This window comes from Microbispora sp. H11081, from assembly GCF_012999535.1.
In the GTDB taxonomy this organism is placed as follows: Bacteria; Actinomycetota; Actinomycetes; order Streptosporangiales; family Streptosporangiaceae; genus Microbispora.
In genome coordinates this window covers 132,657-150,401 of record NZ_JABBWV010000005.1, presented here as the reverse complement: position 1 = coordinate 150,401, position 17,745 = coordinate 132,657, and the positions used below count along the sequence as shown (strand labels likewise).

Here is a 17,745-nt window from a genome sequence, read left to right as displayed (position 1 = left end):
TTCTAGCCCTCTTCTAGCGCTCTTCGGCTAGGAGGCCGTGCAACTGTCCTGCGTGGCGTCGAAGCCCTCCACGTCGTCGAGCGTCTTGGGGGGCTTCATGCCCGTCCAGTCGGCCCCGATCCCCAGCACGAGGGTCTGCGTGGTGGCCGTGGGCACCAGGCGGGCGCGCGACTTCTTGAGTTCGCGATACAGCCGGGACGCCCGGCTCTCGCCGTTCTTCGAGTACGCCACGACGGTCTTGGCGTACGGCTGGGGCGCCTGCTCGACCTTGACGATGTGGTAGCCGCGCTGCTCCAGTTCCGCGGCCACCTGGGTGCCGAGCCCCTGCCGTCCGCTGCCGTTGCGGACCAGGATCTGGATCTGCGACTTGGGGATCTTCTGCTCGCCGCTCTTGACGTTCTTGGCGATCTGGTCGGCGGCGACCATCCTGAAGAGCCGCTGGGCCTGCGGCTGCACCCACTCGACGCGTCCGGGGTTGGTGACGGAGTAGCGCCAGGGGGTGGTGACGAAACGGATCTGCCCGGCGGTCAGGCCCTGCGCGCTCGTCGCCAGGTCCTTCATCACGCCGATCGTGAGGTCGGGGTCCGTGGTGATCGACTTGGTCGCGGCGTCGAGGAAGCCGAACAGCGTCGCGGGGTTGGTCAGCGTCTCACCGCTCATGGCCTTCTTCGCCATCGATGCGAGGAACATCTGCTGGCGCTGGATCCTGCCGATGTCGGAGCCGTCGCCGAAGCTGTAGCGCGCGCGGACGTAGCCGAGCGCCTGCTCCCCCTTGAGCATCTGCCGGCCGGCGGGGAGGTCGAGCAGCGCCTTCTTGTCGTGGACGGCCTGCGGCAGGCAGACCTGCACGCCGCCCAGCGCGTTCACCATCGCCTTGAAGCCGGTGAAGTCGACCTTCACGAAGTGGTCGATGTGGATGTCGGTGAGGCCCTCGATCGTCTTCCAGGTGCAGCCGATGCCGCCGGAGTTGAACGACTCGTTGATCATCCCGATGTGCGGCCGCTGGCCGGGCAGGGTGCCCTTCGCGGGGCAGGCGGGGAGCCGTACGAGCGAGTCGCGCGGGAAGCTGATCAGCACCGCGCCGTCCCGGTTGGGCGAGATGTGGGCCAGGATGATCGTGTCGGTGCGCTCGCCGGGAAACCTGCCGTACTTCGCGTTCGCGCCGTTGCGCTGGTCGGAGCCGACGATCAGCACATTGAGCGCCTTGCTGATCTTCTGCGGGCGCGCCTCACCGAGATCCTGCGTGGTGACCGTCTCGTGCCTGACGTTTCCGGTCAGCTTGACGTAGCCGCCGATGGCGAAGGTCGCGGCGCCCGTGAGCACGCCCAGGGCCGCCGACAGCGTGACCCACAGCCACGCCCGCCATTTGGGCGGGGTCCTGGGCGGTGGCGCCGGGATGTCCTCCGCCGGGGGTGCGGGGCGGACGTCGACGTGACCCACTGTCGTGCTCCTGAGGGGTCGGACCAGGCATTTCTCGCCAGGTCGCAGGGCAGTAGCGGCAAACGGGGCAAGTGTAGCGATCTCTCCTGAACGTCACCTTTCAATCCGGGTAACACGGGAACCGGGGGCGCTATGCGGGGGGCGCTATGCAGGGGGCGCGGTGCTGCCGCGGGTGGTGAGGCGCGAGGCACGGACCTCGAGCGATCTCGACTCCACGCCGTCGATCAGCGCGAGCAGCCGCTGCGCCGCGTGCGCGCCGTACGCGGGGATGTCGCGGGTGAGCACGGTCAGCGGCGGACGGACGACCTGGCAGAGCGGGGAGTCGTCCCAGGCGACGACGGACAGGTCGGCAGGCACGTCCAGCCGCATCTCCTGGGCGACCGAAAGGCCGGCCACGGCCATGATGTCGTTGTCGAAGACGATCGCCGTGGGCCGCCCGGGCGAGCTGAGCAGCCGCCGCGTGGCCCGCGCGCCCTCCTCGCCGGTGTAGTCCGTGTGCACGATGGGGCCGGCCTCAAGCCCGAGACCGGCGCAGACGTCGGCGAACGCGCGGTCGCGGATCGCGGTGTGCGACAGCCGGGGCAGTCCCGCGACGCGGGCGATCCGCCGGTGCCCGAGCGCGACGAGATACTCCACCGTCTCGCGCACGGCCGCGCTGTCGTCGGCCCAGACCGGCACGAGCGAACCGGCGGCCGAGGGATGGCCGAGGACGACGACGGGCATGCCCATCTCCTCCACCTGCGGCACGCGGGGGTCGTCGAGGTGGAGGTCGACGAGGATCGCGCCGTCCACCCGGCCCTCTCCCCACCAGCGGCGGTAGACGCCCATCTCGGCCTCGTGGTCGCCGACCACCTGGAGCAGCAGGGCGTACGAGCGGGCGGACAACTCCGCCTCGATGCCGCTGATCAGCTCCATGAAGAACGGCTCGACCCCGAGGAAGCGGGCGGGACGGCACAGGGCGAGGCCCACGGCGTGCGCGCGGGCGCCGTTCAGCGCCCGGGCGGCGATGTTGGGCCGCCAGCCGATCTCGTTCGCGATCGCCAGGATGCGGGCCCTGGTCGCTTCCGACACCCCCGGCTGGCCGTTCAGGGCGTACGAGACCGCGCCCTTGGAGACCCCCGCCTGCCGTGCGATGTCCGCGATGGTCGGTCTTCTCACGTATCCCCTTGACTGAACCGGTTTAGTGAACTCCACCCTACTACCGTTACTTTGCCTACATCTTCTCCTATTGACACCGGAGAGGTCGGGATTTTACGGTCTCACGTACTTATCCGGTTCAGCAACGGTGAGCCGAACATCATCGGGGGCCTGCGGTAGTGCGGACCCCGCGCATCGTCGCGCGGGGGAAGGAGAGTCACCATGGGAAACCGAGCACGGTTTCTGGTACCGGTGCTGGCGGCCGGCCTGTTGAGCGCGGCCTGTTCGGGAGGCGGCGGGTCGTCCACGCCGGCCGCCACCGAGGCGAGCACGGGTGCGGTGGGAGGCGGCGGGGAGTTCCCCCGCAGCGAGACCCTCTACACCAGCGGCACCCAGTGGGGCCCGCCCGCGAACTGGAACCCCATGCGCGACTGGGACTTCGCCACCGGAACCAAGGGCCTGGTCTACGAGACGCTGTTCATCTACGACCCGAACACCGACAGGTTCTCGCCCTGGCTGGCCGAGGGCGGCGACTGGACCGGAGATCTGGAGTACACCCTCAGGCTGCGCAAGGGCGTCACCTGGTCGGACGGCACGCCGTTCACGGCCGACGACGCGATCTTCACGTTCGAGCTCGGCAAGATGGAGACCGTCCCCTACCACCCGCTGTGGTCGTGGATGAAGAGCGCCGCCAAGATCGACGACCACACGATCGTGTTCCGCTTCGGCACGGCGAACCATCAGGAGTGGGCCCACTACCTCTACAGCCTGCCCATCGTCCCCAAGCACCTGTGGGAGGGGCGGCCGGAGGACGAGGTGATGAACGGCGTCAACGCGAAGCCCGTCGGCACCGGCCCGTACGCCTACCGGTCCCACGACCAAGAGCGCATGGTCTGGGTCAGGCGCGACGACTGGTGGGCGACGAAGGCGCTGAAGAAGACCGTCAAGCCCAAGTACATCGTCGACATCGTCAACTCCAGCAACGAGGTCGCGATGGGCCTGCTGCTGCAGAACGGCCTCGACCTCAGCAACAACTTCCTGCCGGGCATCGGGAACCTGGTCAAGGGCGGCCTCGGCATCCGGACCTACTACGACAGGCCGCCGTACATGCTGCCGGCGAACACCGCCTGGATGTGGTTCAACACGACGCGGAAGCCGATGGACGACAGGGAGTTCCGCAAGGCGGTCGCCTACGCGATCGACACCAGGAGGATCGTCGAGGGCGTCTACGGCAACCTCGTCAAGGAGTCCGACCCGACCGGCCTGCTGCCGCAGTGGGACAAGTACGTCGACAAGCGCGTCGTCTCCAGGCTCGGGTTCTCCTACGACCCGGACAAGGCAAAGCGGCTGCTGGCCGACGCCGGCTACAAGGACCGCGACGGCGACGGGCTGGTGGAGTCGCCGGCCGGCGACAAGATCTCGCTGAAGCTGATCGTGCCCGGCGGGTGGACCGACTGGATGGAGGCGGCCCGGGTCATCAGCACCAGCGCGAAGGCCGCCGGCATCGACATCGAGGCGAGCTTCCCCGACTACAACGACCTCGTCGACATGCGCAACCAGGGCAAGTTCGACCTCGTGCTCAACAACGACAAACAGCTCGCGAACACCCCCTGGCTGTACTACGACTACCTGTTCCGGCTGCCGGTGCAGAAGCTGCAGAGCACGACGAACTTCGGCAGGTACGCGAACGCGCGGGCGTGGGAGCTCACGCAGCGGCTCGACCGGGTCAAGCCCGAGGACCTCGAGGGCATGAAGAAGATCACCTCGGAGCTGCAGAAGATCCAGCTGGAGGACATGCCGGTCGTGCCCCTCTGGTACAACGGCCTGTGGTCCCAGACCACTGACGGGGTGTGGAAGAACTGGCCCACCAGCGCGCCGAACGGCCCGAAGTATCCGCCGGCGATGTGGCGCAACTGGCTGGAGATGGGCGGCACGCTCATGCTCACGGAACTCCAGCCGGTCTCCGGAGGCTGATCAGGAGTGAGTTCGTACCGTCCCCTGCACGACGGGTGGACCGTCACCGCCGTGTCGTCGACCGGGCAGCTCAGGCCGGTGGTCGCGGGCGTGCCCGCGACCGTTCCCGGCTGCGTCCACACCGACCTGCTGGCCGCCGGGCTGATCGAGGACCCGTACCTGGCCGACAACGAGCACCGGGTGGCCTGGATCGGCCGCACGGCCTGGGCGTACGAGACCACCTTCATGTGGGAGCCGGGAGAGCACGATAGGGCCGATCTTGTGTGCGCGGGGCTCGACACGGCCGCGACGGTCGTGCTCAACGGCGTCGAGATCGGCACGACGGCCAACATGCACCGGTCGTACCGCTTCCCGGTGCGGCACCTGCTGCGCGCGGGCGAGAACACGCTGAAGATCCTGTTCGACCCGCCGTACGCGTACGCGGAGGCGCGGCGGGCGGCCCTCGGCGACCGCCCAGGCGCGTACGCGGAGCCGTACCAGTTCATCAGGAAGATGGCCTGCAACTTCGGCTGGGACTGGGGGCCGACCCTGGTCACGGCCGGGATCTGGCGGCCGATCGGCATCGAGACCTGGAGCACGGCTCGCCTGGCCGAGGTGCGTCCGCTTGTCCACGAAGACGGCAGGGTCGAGGTGCACGTAACGGTGGAGCGTGCCGCCGAACGGCCGCTCACGCTCATGGCCTCGGTGGGAGGCGTGACTGAAACCGTCACCGTCGGCGCGGGGCGGCGCAGGGCCGTCGTCACGCTGACCGTGCCCGACCCGGAGCTGTGGTGGCCGCGAGGGTACGGCGAGCAGCCGTTGTACGACCTGACCGTCCGGCTCGAAGATGACGAATGGACCGGCCGGATCGGCTTTCGCTCCGTCGAACTCGACCGCACGGACGACGCGTTCACGTTCGTCGTCAACGGCACGCCGGTCTTCGTCAAGGGCTTCAACTGGATCCCCGACGACTGCTTCCCCTCACGTGTGACCCGGGACCGGCTCGCCGAGCGGCTCGCCCAGGCGGCCGGCGCGGGCGCCAACTGCCTGCGGGTGTGGGGCGGCGGGAGGTACGAGAGCGAGGACTTCTACGACCTCGCCGACGAGATGGGCCTGCTCGTCTGGCAGGACTTCCCGTTCGCGTGCGCGGCCTACCCGGAGGAGGGCGGTCTCGCGGAGGAGGTCGAGGCGGAGGCCCGCGAGCACGTCGCCCGGCTGGCCCGCCACGCCAGCCTAGCCCTGTGGTGCGGCAACAACGAGAACATCGAGGGCCACGCCGACTGGGGCTGGCGGGAGACCCTGGACGGCCGTAGCTGGGGCGCCGGCTTCTACTACGACGTGCTGCCGAGGGTCGTCGCCGAGCTCGACCCGACCCGGCCCTACTGGCCGGGCAGCCCCTACTCGGGGGCGCCCGACCTGCCGCCGAACGACCCGTCCAAGGGCACCGTCCACATCTGGACGGTCTGGAACACCCACGATTACTCCCATTACGCGACCTACACGCCGAGGTTCGTGGCCGAGTTCGGCTTCCAGGGCCCGCCGACGTACGCCACGCTGCGGGCGGCGGTCTCCGACGACCCGATGACGCCGTCCTCCCCGGGCGTGGCGCACCACCAGAAGGCGGCCGACGGCGCGCTCAAGCTGCTGCGCGGCCTCGGCGAGCATCTGCCGCGGCCGGACGGGTTCGACGACTGGCACTACCTCACCCAGCTCAACCAGGCCAGGGCGGTGGCGTTCGGCGTCGAACGGTTCCGGGCGCTCGCGCCGCACTGCATGGGCACGATCACGTGGCAGCTGAACGACTGCTGGCCGGTCACCTCCTGGGCGGCGGTCGACGGCGGCGGGCGGCGCAAGCCGCTGTGGTACGCGCTGCGCCGGGCGTACGCCGACCGGTTGCTGACGTTCCAGGGCGACGCGGTGGCCGTGGTGAACGACACCGACGAGCCGTGGCGGGGCGAGCTGGCGGTGGACCGGCTCGGCCTGCCGGGGGACATCCTGGCCAAGGAGCGCTTCGACGTGGTGGTCCCGGCGCGCGGCACGGTGTCCGTGGCGCTGCCGGAGCGGGTGACGCGGGCCGGGGACCCGGCGGGCGAGGTGCTGGTCGCGACGCTCGGCGACGCCCGAGCGCTGCGGTTCCCCCGCGAGGACCCGGCCATGGACTACCCTCCCGCGGAGATGGACACGGATGTCGAGGAGTTCGAGGGTGGGCTGCGGGTGCGTGTGACCGCGCGGACGATCGTGCGCGAGCTGGCGATCTTCCCCGACCGGCTCGACCCCCGCGCGACCGTGGACGACCAGCTCGTCACGCTGCTGCCGGGGGAGACCGCGGTCTTCCACGTGACCGGAGGCAGCCCCGACCCCGGCGCGCTCGTACGTCATCCCGTGCTCCGCTGCGTCAACGAATCCCGTTAGTCTCGGAACCCCTCCTCGATGCCCTAAGGACGCACGTGGACCTGCTCACCAACCCCATAAAGGACTACCCGTGGGGCTCCCGTACGGCCATCGCCGAGCTCACCGGGCGGCCCGCCTCGGGGCCGGAGGCCGAGATGTGGCTGGGCGCCCACCCGGCCGCGCCCTCCCGGCTGACCAGGGGCGGGGCGGAGACCACGCTCGTGGACGCGGTCGCCGCCGACCCGGTGGCGGCGCTCGGCGAGGCGGTCGCCGGGCGGTTCGGGGGGCGGCTGCCCTACCTGATGAAGGTGATCGCGGTGGACGCGCCGCTGTCGCTGCAGGTCCACCCCGACGCCGGCCAGGCCGCGGACGGCCACGCCAGGGGCGACGCGAACTACACCGACCCGTGGCACAAGCCCGAGCTGGTCTGCGCGCTCACGCCGTTCACCGGGCTGGCCGGGTTCCGGCCGCCGGAGCAGGCGGCGATGCTGGTCGAGCGGCTGCACGTGAACGCGCTGAGGCAGGTGGTGGCGGCGCTGCGCGACGGCGACGTGCTCGGCGCGCTGCGGGCGCTGCTGGAGTGGCCGGGCTCTCGGCGGGAGCTGGTCGAGTCGGTGGTGTGGGCGGCCTCCGCGGTCCACACGCCCGACTACGCGCTGGTGGTGCGGCTGGCCCGGCGCTATCCGGAGGACCCGGCCGTGCTGGCGCCGCTGCTCATGCGCCGCCACACGCTGGCCCCCGGCGAGGCGCTGTTCCTCGGGGCCGGGGTGCTGCACTGCTACCTGGGCGGCGTCGCCGTGGAGATCATGGCCTGCTCCGACAACGTGCTGCGGGCGGGCCTGACCGGCAAGCACATCGACGTGGAGGAGCTGCTGCGGATCACCGACGCCGCCGCGCAGCCCCTGGCGGTGGAGCCGGTCGGCGGCGCGTACCTGCCGCCCATCCCCGAGTTCCTGCTCCGCAGGGTCGGGCCAGGCGCGGGGGAGACCCTCGCCGGGGGCCTTCCCCGGATCGTGCTGTGCACCGAGGGCGTCGTCAGCGTGCGCACGGCCTCCGGTTCGGAGGTCAAGCTCCGGTCCGGAGAGTCGGTGTTCGCCGCCGCGTCCGAGGGCCCGGCCGAGATCGGCGGCGACGGCGTCGCCTTCTGCGCCGAGCCTCAGATGTGACGCACTTAGCGTGATGTTTGTCCTACTCAGCGTGAGGTGAACACGCCGGGCGGGTAGGAGCCCCTCATCGTAAAGCGCGGCCCGACGAGGGGGATCCATGGGGCGCTTCAGGGTTGCCGGCTTCGCCGCGGTGTCGTTGGGGGCGGTCGCGCTCTCCGCGTGCGCGGCCGGCGGGGGCAAGCACGCCACACAGGCGAGCCCGTCCGCTCACCAGCACAACAGGGCGGCCGCCGACGCGCCGCAGCGCAAGTCCGAGGCGGCCGCCGCCGCCCAGGTGAAGGCCAACGAGCTGGGACAGGTCCCGGTGCTCATGTATCACCGGATCGTCAAGAACCCGCCGCCGGGCGACGACCGCAGCCCGAAGGACTTCCGCGACGAGCTGGAGCGGCTGGCGGCGGAGGACTACGTGCCGGTCACCGCGGCCGAGTACGTCACCGGGAAGATCGACATTCCGGCGGGCAAGCACCCGGTGGTGCTGACCTTCGACGACTCCTCGCCATCCCAGCTCACCCTCGACGGCATGGGCAATCCGGCGCCGGACTGCGCGGTCGGCATCCTGATGGACGTCGCGAAGAAGCACCCGGGCTTCCGGCCCGTGGCGACCATGTACGTGATCAAGGACCTGTTCGGCAAGGCCCGCCAGGAGGAGCAGATCCAGGTCCTGCAGTGGCTCAAAGACCACAACTTCGACATCGGCAACCACACCCGCGACCACCTCAACCTGCTCGGCAAGCCGAAGGCCGACGTGGAGAAGCAGGTCGCGGCGGGGCAGTCGCTGATCACCTCGCTGGTCAAGACGCCTCCGGTCACGCTCGCCCTGCCGTACGGCAACCAGCCGCACGAGAAGAAGTGGGCGCTGCGCGGGGAGTCCGGCGGCACGCGCTACGACTACAAGGGCGTGTTCCTCGCCGGCTACACCCCGTCGCCGTCGCCGTTCACCAAGGACTTCGACCCGGTGGGCATCCCGCGGATCAGGTCGAAGGAGAAGGTCGGCGACTGCAAGCAGTTCTGCTCGATGGCGTGGCTCGACTGGCTCAAGGCCAACCCGACCGACCGCTACACCTCGGACGGCAACCCCAACACGGTGGCCTTCCCGAAGTTCAAGGCGGCGTTCGTGGCACCGGCGTTCACGTCCCGTGCGCTGCCGTACTGACGTACCGGTGGGACGGATGAGACCGCGGGGGCGGCTACCCTGCCAGCATGGACGACGTCACCGCCGACGCCAGGGATCTGCGCGGTCTCACACCGCGGCTCATCGGCCCGGAGATCATCGCGGTCTTCGCGGTATCGCTCGGCGCGAGCGCGTTGCTGTCGCTCATCCGTCTCGTCGGCGCACTGACCGCGCCGAGGGAGCTGGGCGACCAGCACGCGGTGCTCGTCGGCTCGCTGGCCCCCGGCCGCCCGTGGCTGGATCTCACGCTGCACCTCGCGGGGATCGCGGTGAACGTGGCGCCGGTGGGGCTCGTCGCCTATCTGCTGGCCCGATCGGGCGAGTCAATGCGCACGATCGGGGCCGACTGGCGCGAGCCGGGCCGCGACACGCTGCGCGGCGCCGTGCTGGCGGCGGCGATCGGCGGCACCGGCCTGGTGTTCTACGTGTTCGCCTTCCGCTCGGGGATCAACCTGAACGTCGTGCCCGACAGCCTGCCGGACACCTGGTGGCGGGTCCCGGTCCTCGTCGCCGAGGCCGCCCAGAACGGCGTGCTGGAGGAGGTGCTCGTCGCCGGCTATCTGCTGCACCGGCTCGGGCAACTCGGCTGGTCGCCGTGGCGCGCGGTCGGGGCGTCGGCCGTCCTGCGGGGGTCCTACCACCTCTACCAGGGCTTCGGCGGCTTCGTCGGCAACGTCGCGATGGGCGTGGTCTTCGGCCGGCTCTACCAGCGCTGGGGGCGGACCATGCCGCTGATCGCCGCGCACACGCTGATCGACGTGGTCGCCTTCGTCGGGTACGGCCTGCTGCGCGGCCGTGTCTCCTGGCTGCCCTGATCTCCTGTCTAATCGGGCGGAATGCGTTCTCTCTGGCGCGCCTGATTGATTTGGGCCCGATCCCGGTGCATCGTTGACGGGCCGCCGCACGTCTGGATCCCCCCGGGCAAACCGGCCTGTCCTGGCCGCATTTTCTTTCGGGGAATTCGCATGAGGCGTTTATCGACACGCATTCCATATCCGGCGCGCCGGCGCGCCGCTGTCCACCGCCGGCCCGGGGGGTCCACCCGGCCGCCCGGCCGTCGCCGCCCGGTCAGTCCGTCGTACCGGTGCCGGGTTTCCGGCGGGACGAGTGTCCGGCACCGCGCCGCACCGGCCGCCGTCGCCGTTGTCACCGTTGTCGCCGTCGTCACCGTCCGCACGACCCGGCCCGTACGGCCCGCCTCCTGGCGCGTCCCGTCGCGGGCGGCCGTGCCGCCGCGGCGGGAGACGAAGGTCTTATTACCACCGGTGCCCAAGGCACGTTCCGACCCCTTATGATCCGCACGCCGGGCTCCCGCGAGGGAGCCCGGCGTGTTTCGCGTGTGGAGGGCCAGGCGGCGTTCAGGCGAGGCAGCGCAGGGCGGAGCGGACGCGGGCGTCGAGAGGATGCCCGGCGGGCAGCCTGCCGACGGTCGCCGTGACGAAGTCCTCGGGGGAGAGGCCGGCGGTGAGGCCGTCGTCCAACTGGGCCTGGAACTGACCGCAGGCGCGGTCGACCCGCACCGTGGTCCCCTGCTCCTCCAGCGCGAACAGGCCGACGCGGGCCCGCCAGTCGAGGCGGTCGCCGGTCTCCTCCCGTGTCACCGGCGCCCCGACGTCGTCGGCGTGCGTGGCGTACTCCGAGTCGTAGTGGAAGGCCTGCAGACCCGCCGGGTAGGGACCGGCCGACGTGTGGAGCGTGCCGTCGCGGCCGAGCGCGCGCATCCGCGCGCGGGTCTCCGCGTTCTTGGTCCGCCACTCGTCGAGCACCCGATCCACCGGCAGGCCGTGCCTCTTGCGCACGCACCATTCGTTGAAGCCGTCGAAGCCGCCGCGCACGCCCTCGTGTTCGAGCAGTTCGAAGAACCCGTCGATGTCGTCGTCCAGGCACGCGTGGTTGTACGACTCCTCGCCGGCCAGGTGCGCGAGCACGTCGCGCACGGTCCAGCCGTCGCACCGGGACGGGCGGTTCCAGCCGTCGTCGTCGAGGGAGGAGAAGAAGCGGTCCAGCCGTGCCGCCTCGGTGTCGAAGATGTCGAAGGGGTCGAGCCCCGCCAGTTCGTCACGCGCAGAGGTCATGCCTGAGCCGTACCCGGAGGGGTCCAGGCCTCACGTGGGCGATGAGGTGACATTTCACGCAGAAAGCGGACATATAAACGCGTTACGGTCCCAACAAAGCGCAGGGGAAGGGAAAAAACGGCCTTAGTCCGTTTGTTGGGTGATCGGCGCGGAAACCCCGAGATCGGAAAGCAAGGTGGTTGTTCTGCGATTTCTGCAGGGGGAGAACGAAATGGCAAAAAACACGAGCGTCGCCGGAATGCTCGCGATTGGCGCCGTCCTCGCCGGGGGCGCCGTGATCGTGAGCGCTCCTCTCGTCGCGTCACCGGCGGCGGCCGTCGCGAGGTCGGACAACCATGGGTCGGCGCGGGCGGGTCATCACGCTCGCGGGCACCAGCGAAACCACCAGAAGAACCGGAACAAGCACTGGCAGAAGCTGCGGCAGGGGCAGCGCCAGAAGCAGTTCCTGATGCGTGACCTCACGCTGATCCTCACCCCGTTCCAGAAGGACGAGTCGCAGTCGGTCGCGCTGCCGTACAACTGGCAGAACGACGGCACGGCCGCGGTGACGTACGGCGAGCAGCAGTCGCTGGGCCAGGCGCACAACCAGCCCGAGTCGGTCGAGATCCTCGACGCGGGGCCGGAGACGGACAGCGCGACGCAGGTGGCGCCCCGGGTGACGAAGCGCGACCTCGACCTCGACGCGGACCTCAAGAAGAAGCGGGAAGAGAAGAAGCCGGAAGAGAAGAAGGCGGAGGAGAAGAAGCCGGACGCAGCGCCCGAGCCCAGGCCCCAGGTGGTCCAGGCGGCGCCCGTCCAGCAGCCCTCCGCCGCGCCGGCGCCGACCACGGCCGCGGCGGCGCAGCCGGTCGTGAAGGCGGCCGTGCAGCCGGTGGCGAAGCCGGTCGTCAAGACGGCACCGCAGCCGGTGGTGAAGACGGCTGTGCAGCCGGTCGTGAAGCCCGCGGCCGCGCCGGTCGTCAAGCCCGTCGTGAAGGCGGCCGTGCAGCCCGTCGTGCAGCCCGTCGTGAAGCCCGTCGTGGCGCCCGCGGCGTGCGCTCCCGCTTCCACCTGCGCACCCGCTCTCACCCTGCCCCTGACCCTCTCGCTCACGGCCAAGGTGGCCCTGGACGGGAAGCCGGAGGCCGCGCCCGCCGCGGCCCCGGTGGCCGCGGCCGGCGACACGGCCTGCGCGTCGCGGGTCACGACCTGAGTCGTCAGGGGTCTCTGCGGGCCAGCAGGACGGCCGCCACCCCGTACGGCACGGCCACGTACGCGGCCATGACCGCGAGTGCGGCGAGCGGCGGCAGCAAAGCGACGGTGACCGCATCGGGGTTGCCGGTGCCGGCCAGCTGGTCCGCCAGGGCGCCGGGCAGGATCGAGCCGACGCGGTCGCCCCAGGGCGCCGGAAGGTTGTAGCCGACGATCGGGAGCACGTACCAGACCGCCACCAGGGTGGCGATGGCGGCGACGGCGGACCGTGTGATCACGGCCAGGCACAGCCCGAGGAGCGCGAACATCGTGATGGACAGGCTCATCGCCAGGAAGTGCGGGAGTTGCCGGCTCAGCACCTCGGCCGACTGCCCGCGGATGGGCCGGTCGCCGATGAGGAGCCGCCCGGCGGCGTACGTCGCGAGCACGGCCGTGAGCCCCGTGCAGGCGGCGACGGCCGCGACGACGCCCGCCTTCGCGGCGAGCACCCGTCCACGCGACGGCAGCACGGTGAAGGTCGTGCGGATCATGCCGGTGCCCTGTTCACCGGAGAAGGCGAGGACGCCCAGCACGGCCAGGCACAGCGAGGCGAGCATGTGCGTCACGTCGGGCAGCGGTGACACCACGAGGTGGTCGCGATCGCCGGGCGACAGGCCGTCCCACAGGTTGGCGCTCCACCAGGCCAGCAAGGCCATGAGAGCGACGACGACGGCGACGACGGCGAGGACCACGGAGGTGGACCGGAGAGTGCGGAGCTTGAGCCATTCGGCGGCGAGAGCGTCGATCACCGGTCCGCCTCCCGCGCCGTGAGCCGCAGGTAGGTCTCCTCCAGGGAGGCGCCGCGCGGGGTGACCTCGTGGAGCGGGATCGCCTGCCGGGCGGCGAGGTCGCCGATCTCCGCCGGGTCGAGGCCGCGCACGGACAGGCCGCCGCCGTCCTCCGCCGCGACGGTCCCGCCCGCGGCCGACAGCGCCGTGGCGAGGTCGGCGGCGCGGCTGCTGCGGACGAAAACGTCCCGCACGGCGGTCAGCTCCCGCATGGAGGCGTCCGTGATCAGGCGCCCGCGTCCGATGACGACCAGATGGTCGGCGGTGAGCTCCATCTCGCTCATCAGGTGGCTCGACAGGAGCACCGTATGCCCCTCCGCGGCGAACTCGCGGAGCAGTTCGCGGATCCAGCGCACGCCGTCCGGGTCGAGGCCGTTGACCGGCTCGTCCAGCAGCAGCACCCCGGGGTCGCCGAGCAGCGCGGCGGCGATCCCCAGGCGCTGACGCATGCCGAGCGAGAAGCCGCGGATCCGCTTGCGCGCCACCCCGGCCAGGCCCACCTGCTCGATGACGGTCACGACCCGGTCCCTGCCGACGCCGCCGGCGCGGGCCATCCAGCTCAGGTGCCCCAGGGGCGTGCGGCCGCCCTGGACGGCGCCGGCGTCCAGGAGCACCCCCACCTCCCGCATCGGATGCCGGAGGCGGTCGTAGCGGCGGCCGCCCACCAGCGCCTCGCCGCTCGCCGGGCGGTCCAGGCCCAGGATCATCCGCAGGGTCGTGGACTTGCCCGCGCCGTTCGGCCCGAGAAACCCGGTGACCCGGCCTGGTTTCACGTGGAACGTCAGCCCGTCCACGGCGACCGTGCGCCCGAAGCGCTTGGTCAGCTCTCTGACTTCGATCATGCACCGACGGTCTCGCGGAACCCCCGCCTCCCGCGTCGGAGCGGCGGGCGATCCGCGGGCCGTGTCTCAGACCATGGCATGACAGACCGGGGAAGGAGGTGAGCACGCACGCGTACGGCTAGCGTGAGGGCGTGGACGATCCGGACGTGCGGCCGTTGTTCCCCCGGCCGCTGCGCACCCGGGAACTGGTCGCGCTCGACGCGCTGGCCGGGCTGGGCTACGCGTTCGTGCTGGTCGTCGGTCCCGCGGGCAGGTACGGCCCGGTGGGCCTGGCCCTCGTCGCCGCGATGACGCTGCCGCTCGCGGCGAGGCGGCGGTGGCCGCTGCCGGTGTTCTGCGTCGTCATGGCCGCGTCCGTGGCGGCCATGATGCTCGGCGTCACGCGGGAGCCGCTGGCCGCCGCGGCGTACGCGCTGTATCCGGTCGCGCTCTCGACGCGGCGGCGCCGGTGGGAACCGACGGGGGTGATCGGCGTGCTGACCGCGGGGGCACTGCTGTTCGCGGCGGTCGGCGGGGTGTCGGCCGAGACCGAGGTCAGGCGCATCACGGAGACCGCCGTGCTGGCCGCGCTCGCGCTGGGCGGCGCCTGGACGATCGGCAGGGCGGTGCGGGAGCGCCGGGCGTACGCGGCCCGCCGGGCCGAGCAGGCCGCCCAGCACGCCGTCACCGAGGAGCGGCTGCGCATCGCGAGGGAGATGCACGACGTGGTCTCCCACACGCTCAGCCTCATCGGGGTGAAGGCCGGGGTCGCGGCGCACGTGGCCGACCGGCGGCCGGAGGAGGCGCTGGAGGCGTTGCGGGTCATCGAGAGCACGAGCAGGCAGGCGCTGACCGAGATGCGGCATCTGCTCGGCGTCCTGCGCACCGCTCCCGGCGCTGAGCCGGAGGGACTGTCTCCCGTGCCGGGCCTCGCGGCGCTGCCGTACGTCGCCGAGCGGGCCGCGTCCGCGGGCGTGCGGGTGGAGCTGGACCTGCGGGTGGCGGACGGCCTGCCCGAGGTGCTGGAACTCGCGGTCTACCGGATCGTCCAGGAGGCCGTCACGAACGTGGTCAGGCACGCCGCCCCGGCCCGCTGCCGGGTCCGGGTGGACGACGAGGGGGGACGGTTGTGCGTCGAGGTGACCGATGACGGACCGGGGCGCCGGGTCCTGCCCCCCGGCCCAGCCGGGCACGGGGTGAACGGGCACGGGGGGAACGGGCACGGGGGGAACGGGCAGGGCGTGATCGGACACGGCCTGATCGGCATGCGCGAGCGCGTCACGGCGTACGGCGGGGACTTCGCGGCCGGCCCGCTGCCCGGCGGCGGGTTCCGGGTGCGCGCACTCCTGCCGCTGCGAGGGGAGGGGATGTGAACGATCCGGCTCCGATCCGGGTGTTGCTCGCCGACGACCAGGAACTGCTGCGCGGCAGCCTGCGCCTGCTGGTCGACAGCACGCCGGGACTGGTGGCGGTCGGCGAGGCGGGCACCGGGGCGCGGGCCGTCGAACTGGCCCGCGCCGAGCGCCCCGACGTCGTGCTGATGGACGTGCGGATGCCGGGCATGGACGGCATCGAGGCGACCCGGCGCATCTGCGCGGAACCCCTCGGCGTCAGGGTGCTGATCCTCACCACGTTCGACCTCGACGAGTACGTCTACGCGGGGCTGCGGGCCGGGGCGAGCGGGTTCATGCTGAAGAACACCCCGCCCGCCGACCTGCTGGCCGCGATCCGCGTCATAGCCGAGGGGGAGGGTCTGCTGGCGCCGAGCGTGACGCGGCGGCTGATCGCCCAGTTTGCCCAGTCGACACAGTTCGCCCGGTCGACACAGTTTGCCCGGTCGGCACAGTTCGCCCGTGACCCGGCCACGAGCCCCGACCGCGCCACGGGAGCGCTGGACGGGCTGACCGGCCGCGAGCGGGAGGTGCTCACGCTCGTCGCGCGCGGCCTGTCCAACCTGGAGATCGCCGCGAACCTGCACGTCAGCACGGCCACCGTGAAGACCCACATCGGCCACGTGCTCGCCAAACTCGGCGCACGCGATCGGGCACAGCTGGTCATCGCCGCCTATGAGGGCGGCCTGGTCTCCACCTCACGGCCGCAGGGGTGACAGTGTGGAGCCCGTGGACGTTTTCGATGTGATCGTGGTAGGCGCGGGTTCGACGGGCGAGGTCGCCGCGGGGCGGGTGGCCGCGTCCGGCCTGAGCACCGCCATCGTGGAGAGCGAGCTGGCGGGAGGGGAGTGCTCCTACTGGGCGTGCATGCCGAGCAAGGCGCTCCTGCGGCCGGTGGACCTCGCGGGCGAGGTGGGCCGGGTCCCCGGGCTGCGGCTCGGCGGGCCGATCGACGCCGCCGCGGTGCTCGCACGGCGTGACGCCGTGGTGTCGAACTACGACGACGCCGGGCAGGCGAGCTGGCTCGACTCCGCGGGCGTGACGCTCGTGCGGGGCACCGGGCGGCTCGCCGGCCCCCGAAGGGTGGAGGTCGCGACGGCCGACGGCGGCACCCGCACACTCCTCGCGAACCACGCCGTCATGCTCGCCACGGGAAGCCGTCCGGTGATCCCGCCCGTGGCCGGTCTCGCCGCGGCGGAGCCGTGGACGAACCGCGAGGTCACCGGTGTGCGTGCCGTACCCGACCGGCTCGTGGTGATCGGCGGCGGCGTGGTCGCGTGCGAGATGGCCCAGGCCATGCGCGGGCTCGGCGCCCGCGAGGTCACGATGCTCGTCCGGGGCGGCGAGCTGCTCGGGCGGGTGGAGCCCTTCGCGGGGGAGATGGTCAAGCGGTCGCTGGCCGAGCAGGGGATCGACGTCCGCCTGCACGAGAGCGCGGAGAAGGTCGAACGGCCCGAGCCCGGAGGCGAGGTCACGGTGCGGCTCGCGAGCGGCGCGACGATCACGGCCGACGAGATCCTGGTCGCGGCCGGCCGCCGGTCCGCCACCGACGGCATCGGCCTGGCCACGGCCGGGCTGCCGGAGACGGGCCCGATCGAGGTGGACGAGAGCATGCGGGCCACCGGCGTGGCGGACGGCTGGCTCTACGCGATCGGGGACGTCAACGGCCTCGCGCTCCTCACGCACATGGGCAAGTACCAGGCGCGGGTGGCCGCGGACGTGGTCGCCGCCCGCGCCCGCGGCGAGGCGGACGACCGGCCGGGGATGCGCGACCGCGCGGACCGCGCCGGGGCCCCGCAGGTGGTCTTCACCGACCCGCAGGTGTGCGCGGTGGGCCGCACGGAGGCGCAGGCCCGCGCGGATGGCTTCGACGTGCGGACCGTGGAGTACGACATGGAGCAGGTGGCGGGCGGCTACCTGCTCGGCGACGGCTATCGCGGCAGGGCCAAGGCGGTGGTCGACGAGCGCCGCCGGGTGCTGCTCGGCGTCACCTTCGTTGCTCCCGGGGCGGCCGAACTGCTGCACGCCGCGACGATCGCGGTCACGGCGGGGGTGACCCTCGACGACCTGTGGCACGCCGTGCCCTCGTATCCCACCGTCAGCGAGGTGTGGCTGCGCCTGCTGGAGGCGTACGGCCTCTAGAGAGCACGGCCTCTAGAGAGCACGGCCTCTAGAGAGCACG

Annotated in this window: 14 protein-coding genes; 9 read left to right on the top strand and 5 right to left on the bottom strand. The window is 71.7% G+C overall.

The window, feature by feature from the left end; all coding sequences use genetic code 11:
* Positions 1 to 27: 27 nt before the first annotated feature.
* Positions 28 to 1,440, bottom strand: a complete 1,413-nt coding sequence (locus HHX31_RS15530; RefSeq protein WP_311931811.1) for an LCP family protein — start codon at positions 1,438 to 1,440, stop codon at positions 28 to 30.
* 144 nt (positions 1,441 to 1,584) lie between these two features.
* Positions 1,585 to 2,598, bottom strand: a complete 1,014-nt coding sequence (locus HHX31_RS15525) for a LacI family DNA-binding transcriptional regulator (RefSeq protein WP_169948989.1) — start codon at positions 2,596 to 2,598, stop codon at positions 1,585 to 1,587.
* A gap of 201 nt (positions 2,599 to 2,799) precedes the next feature.
* On the opposite strand from HHX31_RS15525, the gene HHX31_RS15520 reads away from it, so the two are divergent.
* The 5 genes from HHX31_RS15520 (at position 2,800) to HHX31_RS15500 (ending at position 10,073) form a co-directional block, all read left to right on the top strand.
* Complete coding sequence (locus tag HHX31_RS15520) at positions 2,800 to 4,551, top strand: ABC transporter substrate-binding protein (protein ID WP_169948988.1); 1,752 nt, start codon at positions 2,800 to 2,802, stop codon at positions 4,549 to 4,551.
* 6 nt (positions 4,552 to 4,557) lie between these two features.
* Positions 4,558 to 6,942, top strand: a complete 2,385-nt coding sequence (locus HHX31_RS15515) for a glycoside hydrolase family 2 protein (RefSeq protein ID WP_169948987.1) — start codon at positions 4,558 to 4,560, stop codon at positions 6,940 to 6,942.
* A 35-nt stretch (positions 6,943 to 6,977) separates the two neighbouring features.
* Positions 6,978 to 8,087: a mannose-6-phosphate isomerase, class I gene (gene manA, locus HHX31_RS15510; RefSeq protein WP_169948986.1), complete on the top strand. Its 1,110-nt coding sequence runs from the start codon at positions 6,978 to 6,980 to the stop codon at positions 8,085 to 8,087.
* A gap of 97 nt (positions 8,088 to 8,184) precedes the next feature.
* Positions 8,185 to 9,240 (top strand): polysaccharide deacetylase family protein, encoded by a 1,056-nt coding sequence (locus HHX31_RS15505; RefSeq protein WP_169948985.1) that lies wholly within the window; start codon positions 8,185 to 8,187, stop codon positions 9,238 to 9,240.
* 47 nt (positions 9,241 to 9,287) lie between these two features.
* Positions 9,288 to 10,073 carry a CPBP family intramembrane glutamic endopeptidase gene (locus tag HHX31_RS15500; protein WP_169948984.1) on the top strand — a complete coding sequence of 262 codons (786 nt, stop codon included), beginning with the start codon at positions 9,288 to 9,290 and terminating at the stop codon, positions 10,071 to 10,073.
* 543 nt (positions 10,074 to 10,616) lie between these two features.
* Here the strand turns inward: HHX31_RS15500 and HHX31_RS15495 are convergent.
* On the bottom strand, positions 10,617 to 11,333 hold the full coding sequence (locus tag HHX31_RS15495; RefSeq protein ID WP_169948983.1) for a maleylpyruvate isomerase family mycothiol-dependent enzyme: 717 nt from the start codon (positions 11,331 to 11,333) through the stop codon (positions 10,617 to 10,619).
* Between the two features lie 238 nt (positions 11,334 to 11,571).
* Here HHX31_RS15495 and HHX31_RS15490 point away from each other — a divergent pair, with 238 nt between their 5' ends.
* Positions 11,572 to 12,525 (top strand): hypothetical protein, encoded by a 954-nt coding sequence (locus HHX31_RS15490; RefSeq protein ID WP_169948982.1) that lies wholly within the window; start codon positions 11,572 to 11,574, stop codon positions 12,523 to 12,525.
* Positions 12,526 to 12,529: 4 nt separating this feature from the next.
* Here HHX31_RS15490 and HHX31_RS15485 read toward each other — a convergent pair whose 3' ends face one another.
* Together HHX31_RS15485 and HHX31_RS15480 are read right to left on the bottom strand one after the other, a co-directional pair.
* A complete protein-coding gene (locus tag HHX31_RS15485) occupies positions 12,530 to 13,312 on the bottom strand; it encodes an ABC transporter permease (RefSeq protein ID WP_169948981.1) in 783 nt (260 codons plus the stop codon).
* On the bottom strand, positions 13,309 to 14,193 hold the full coding sequence (locus HHX31_RS15480; protein WP_169948980.1) for an ABC transporter ATP-binding protein: 885 nt from the start codon (positions 14,191 to 14,193) through the stop codon (positions 13,309 to 13,311). The genes HHX31_RS15485 and HHX31_RS15480 overlap by 4 nt, the downstream gene beginning before the upstream one ends.
* A 131-nt stretch (positions 14,194 to 14,324) precedes the next feature.
* Between HHX31_RS15480 and HHX31_RS34350 the strand changes: the two genes are divergently transcribed.
* From HHX31_RS34350 to HHX31_RS15465, 3 genes are read left to right on the top strand one after another with little or no spacing between them, the layout of a single operon-like run.
* Positions 14,325 to 15,545: a sensor histidine kinase gene (locus tag HHX31_RS34350; protein WP_211589767.1), complete on the top strand. Its 1,221-nt coding sequence runs from the start codon at positions 14,325 to 14,327 to the stop codon at positions 15,543 to 15,545.
* Positions 15,542 to 16,279 (top strand): response regulator transcription factor, encoded by a 738-nt coding sequence (locus tag HHX31_RS15470; protein WP_169948979.1) that lies wholly within the window; start codon positions 15,542 to 15,544, stop codon positions 16,277 to 16,279. The genes HHX31_RS34350 and HHX31_RS15470 overlap by 4 nt, the downstream gene beginning before the upstream one ends.
* Before the next feature lie 13 nt (positions 16,280 to 16,292).
* Positions 16,293 to 17,705 carry an NAD(P)/FAD-dependent oxidoreductase gene (locus HHX31_RS15465; protein ID WP_311931810.1) on the top strand — a complete coding sequence of 471 codons (1,413 nt, stop codon included), beginning with the start codon at positions 16,293 to 16,295 and terminating at the stop codon, positions 17,703 to 17,705.
* Positions 17,706 to 17,745 lie beyond the last annotated feature (40 nt).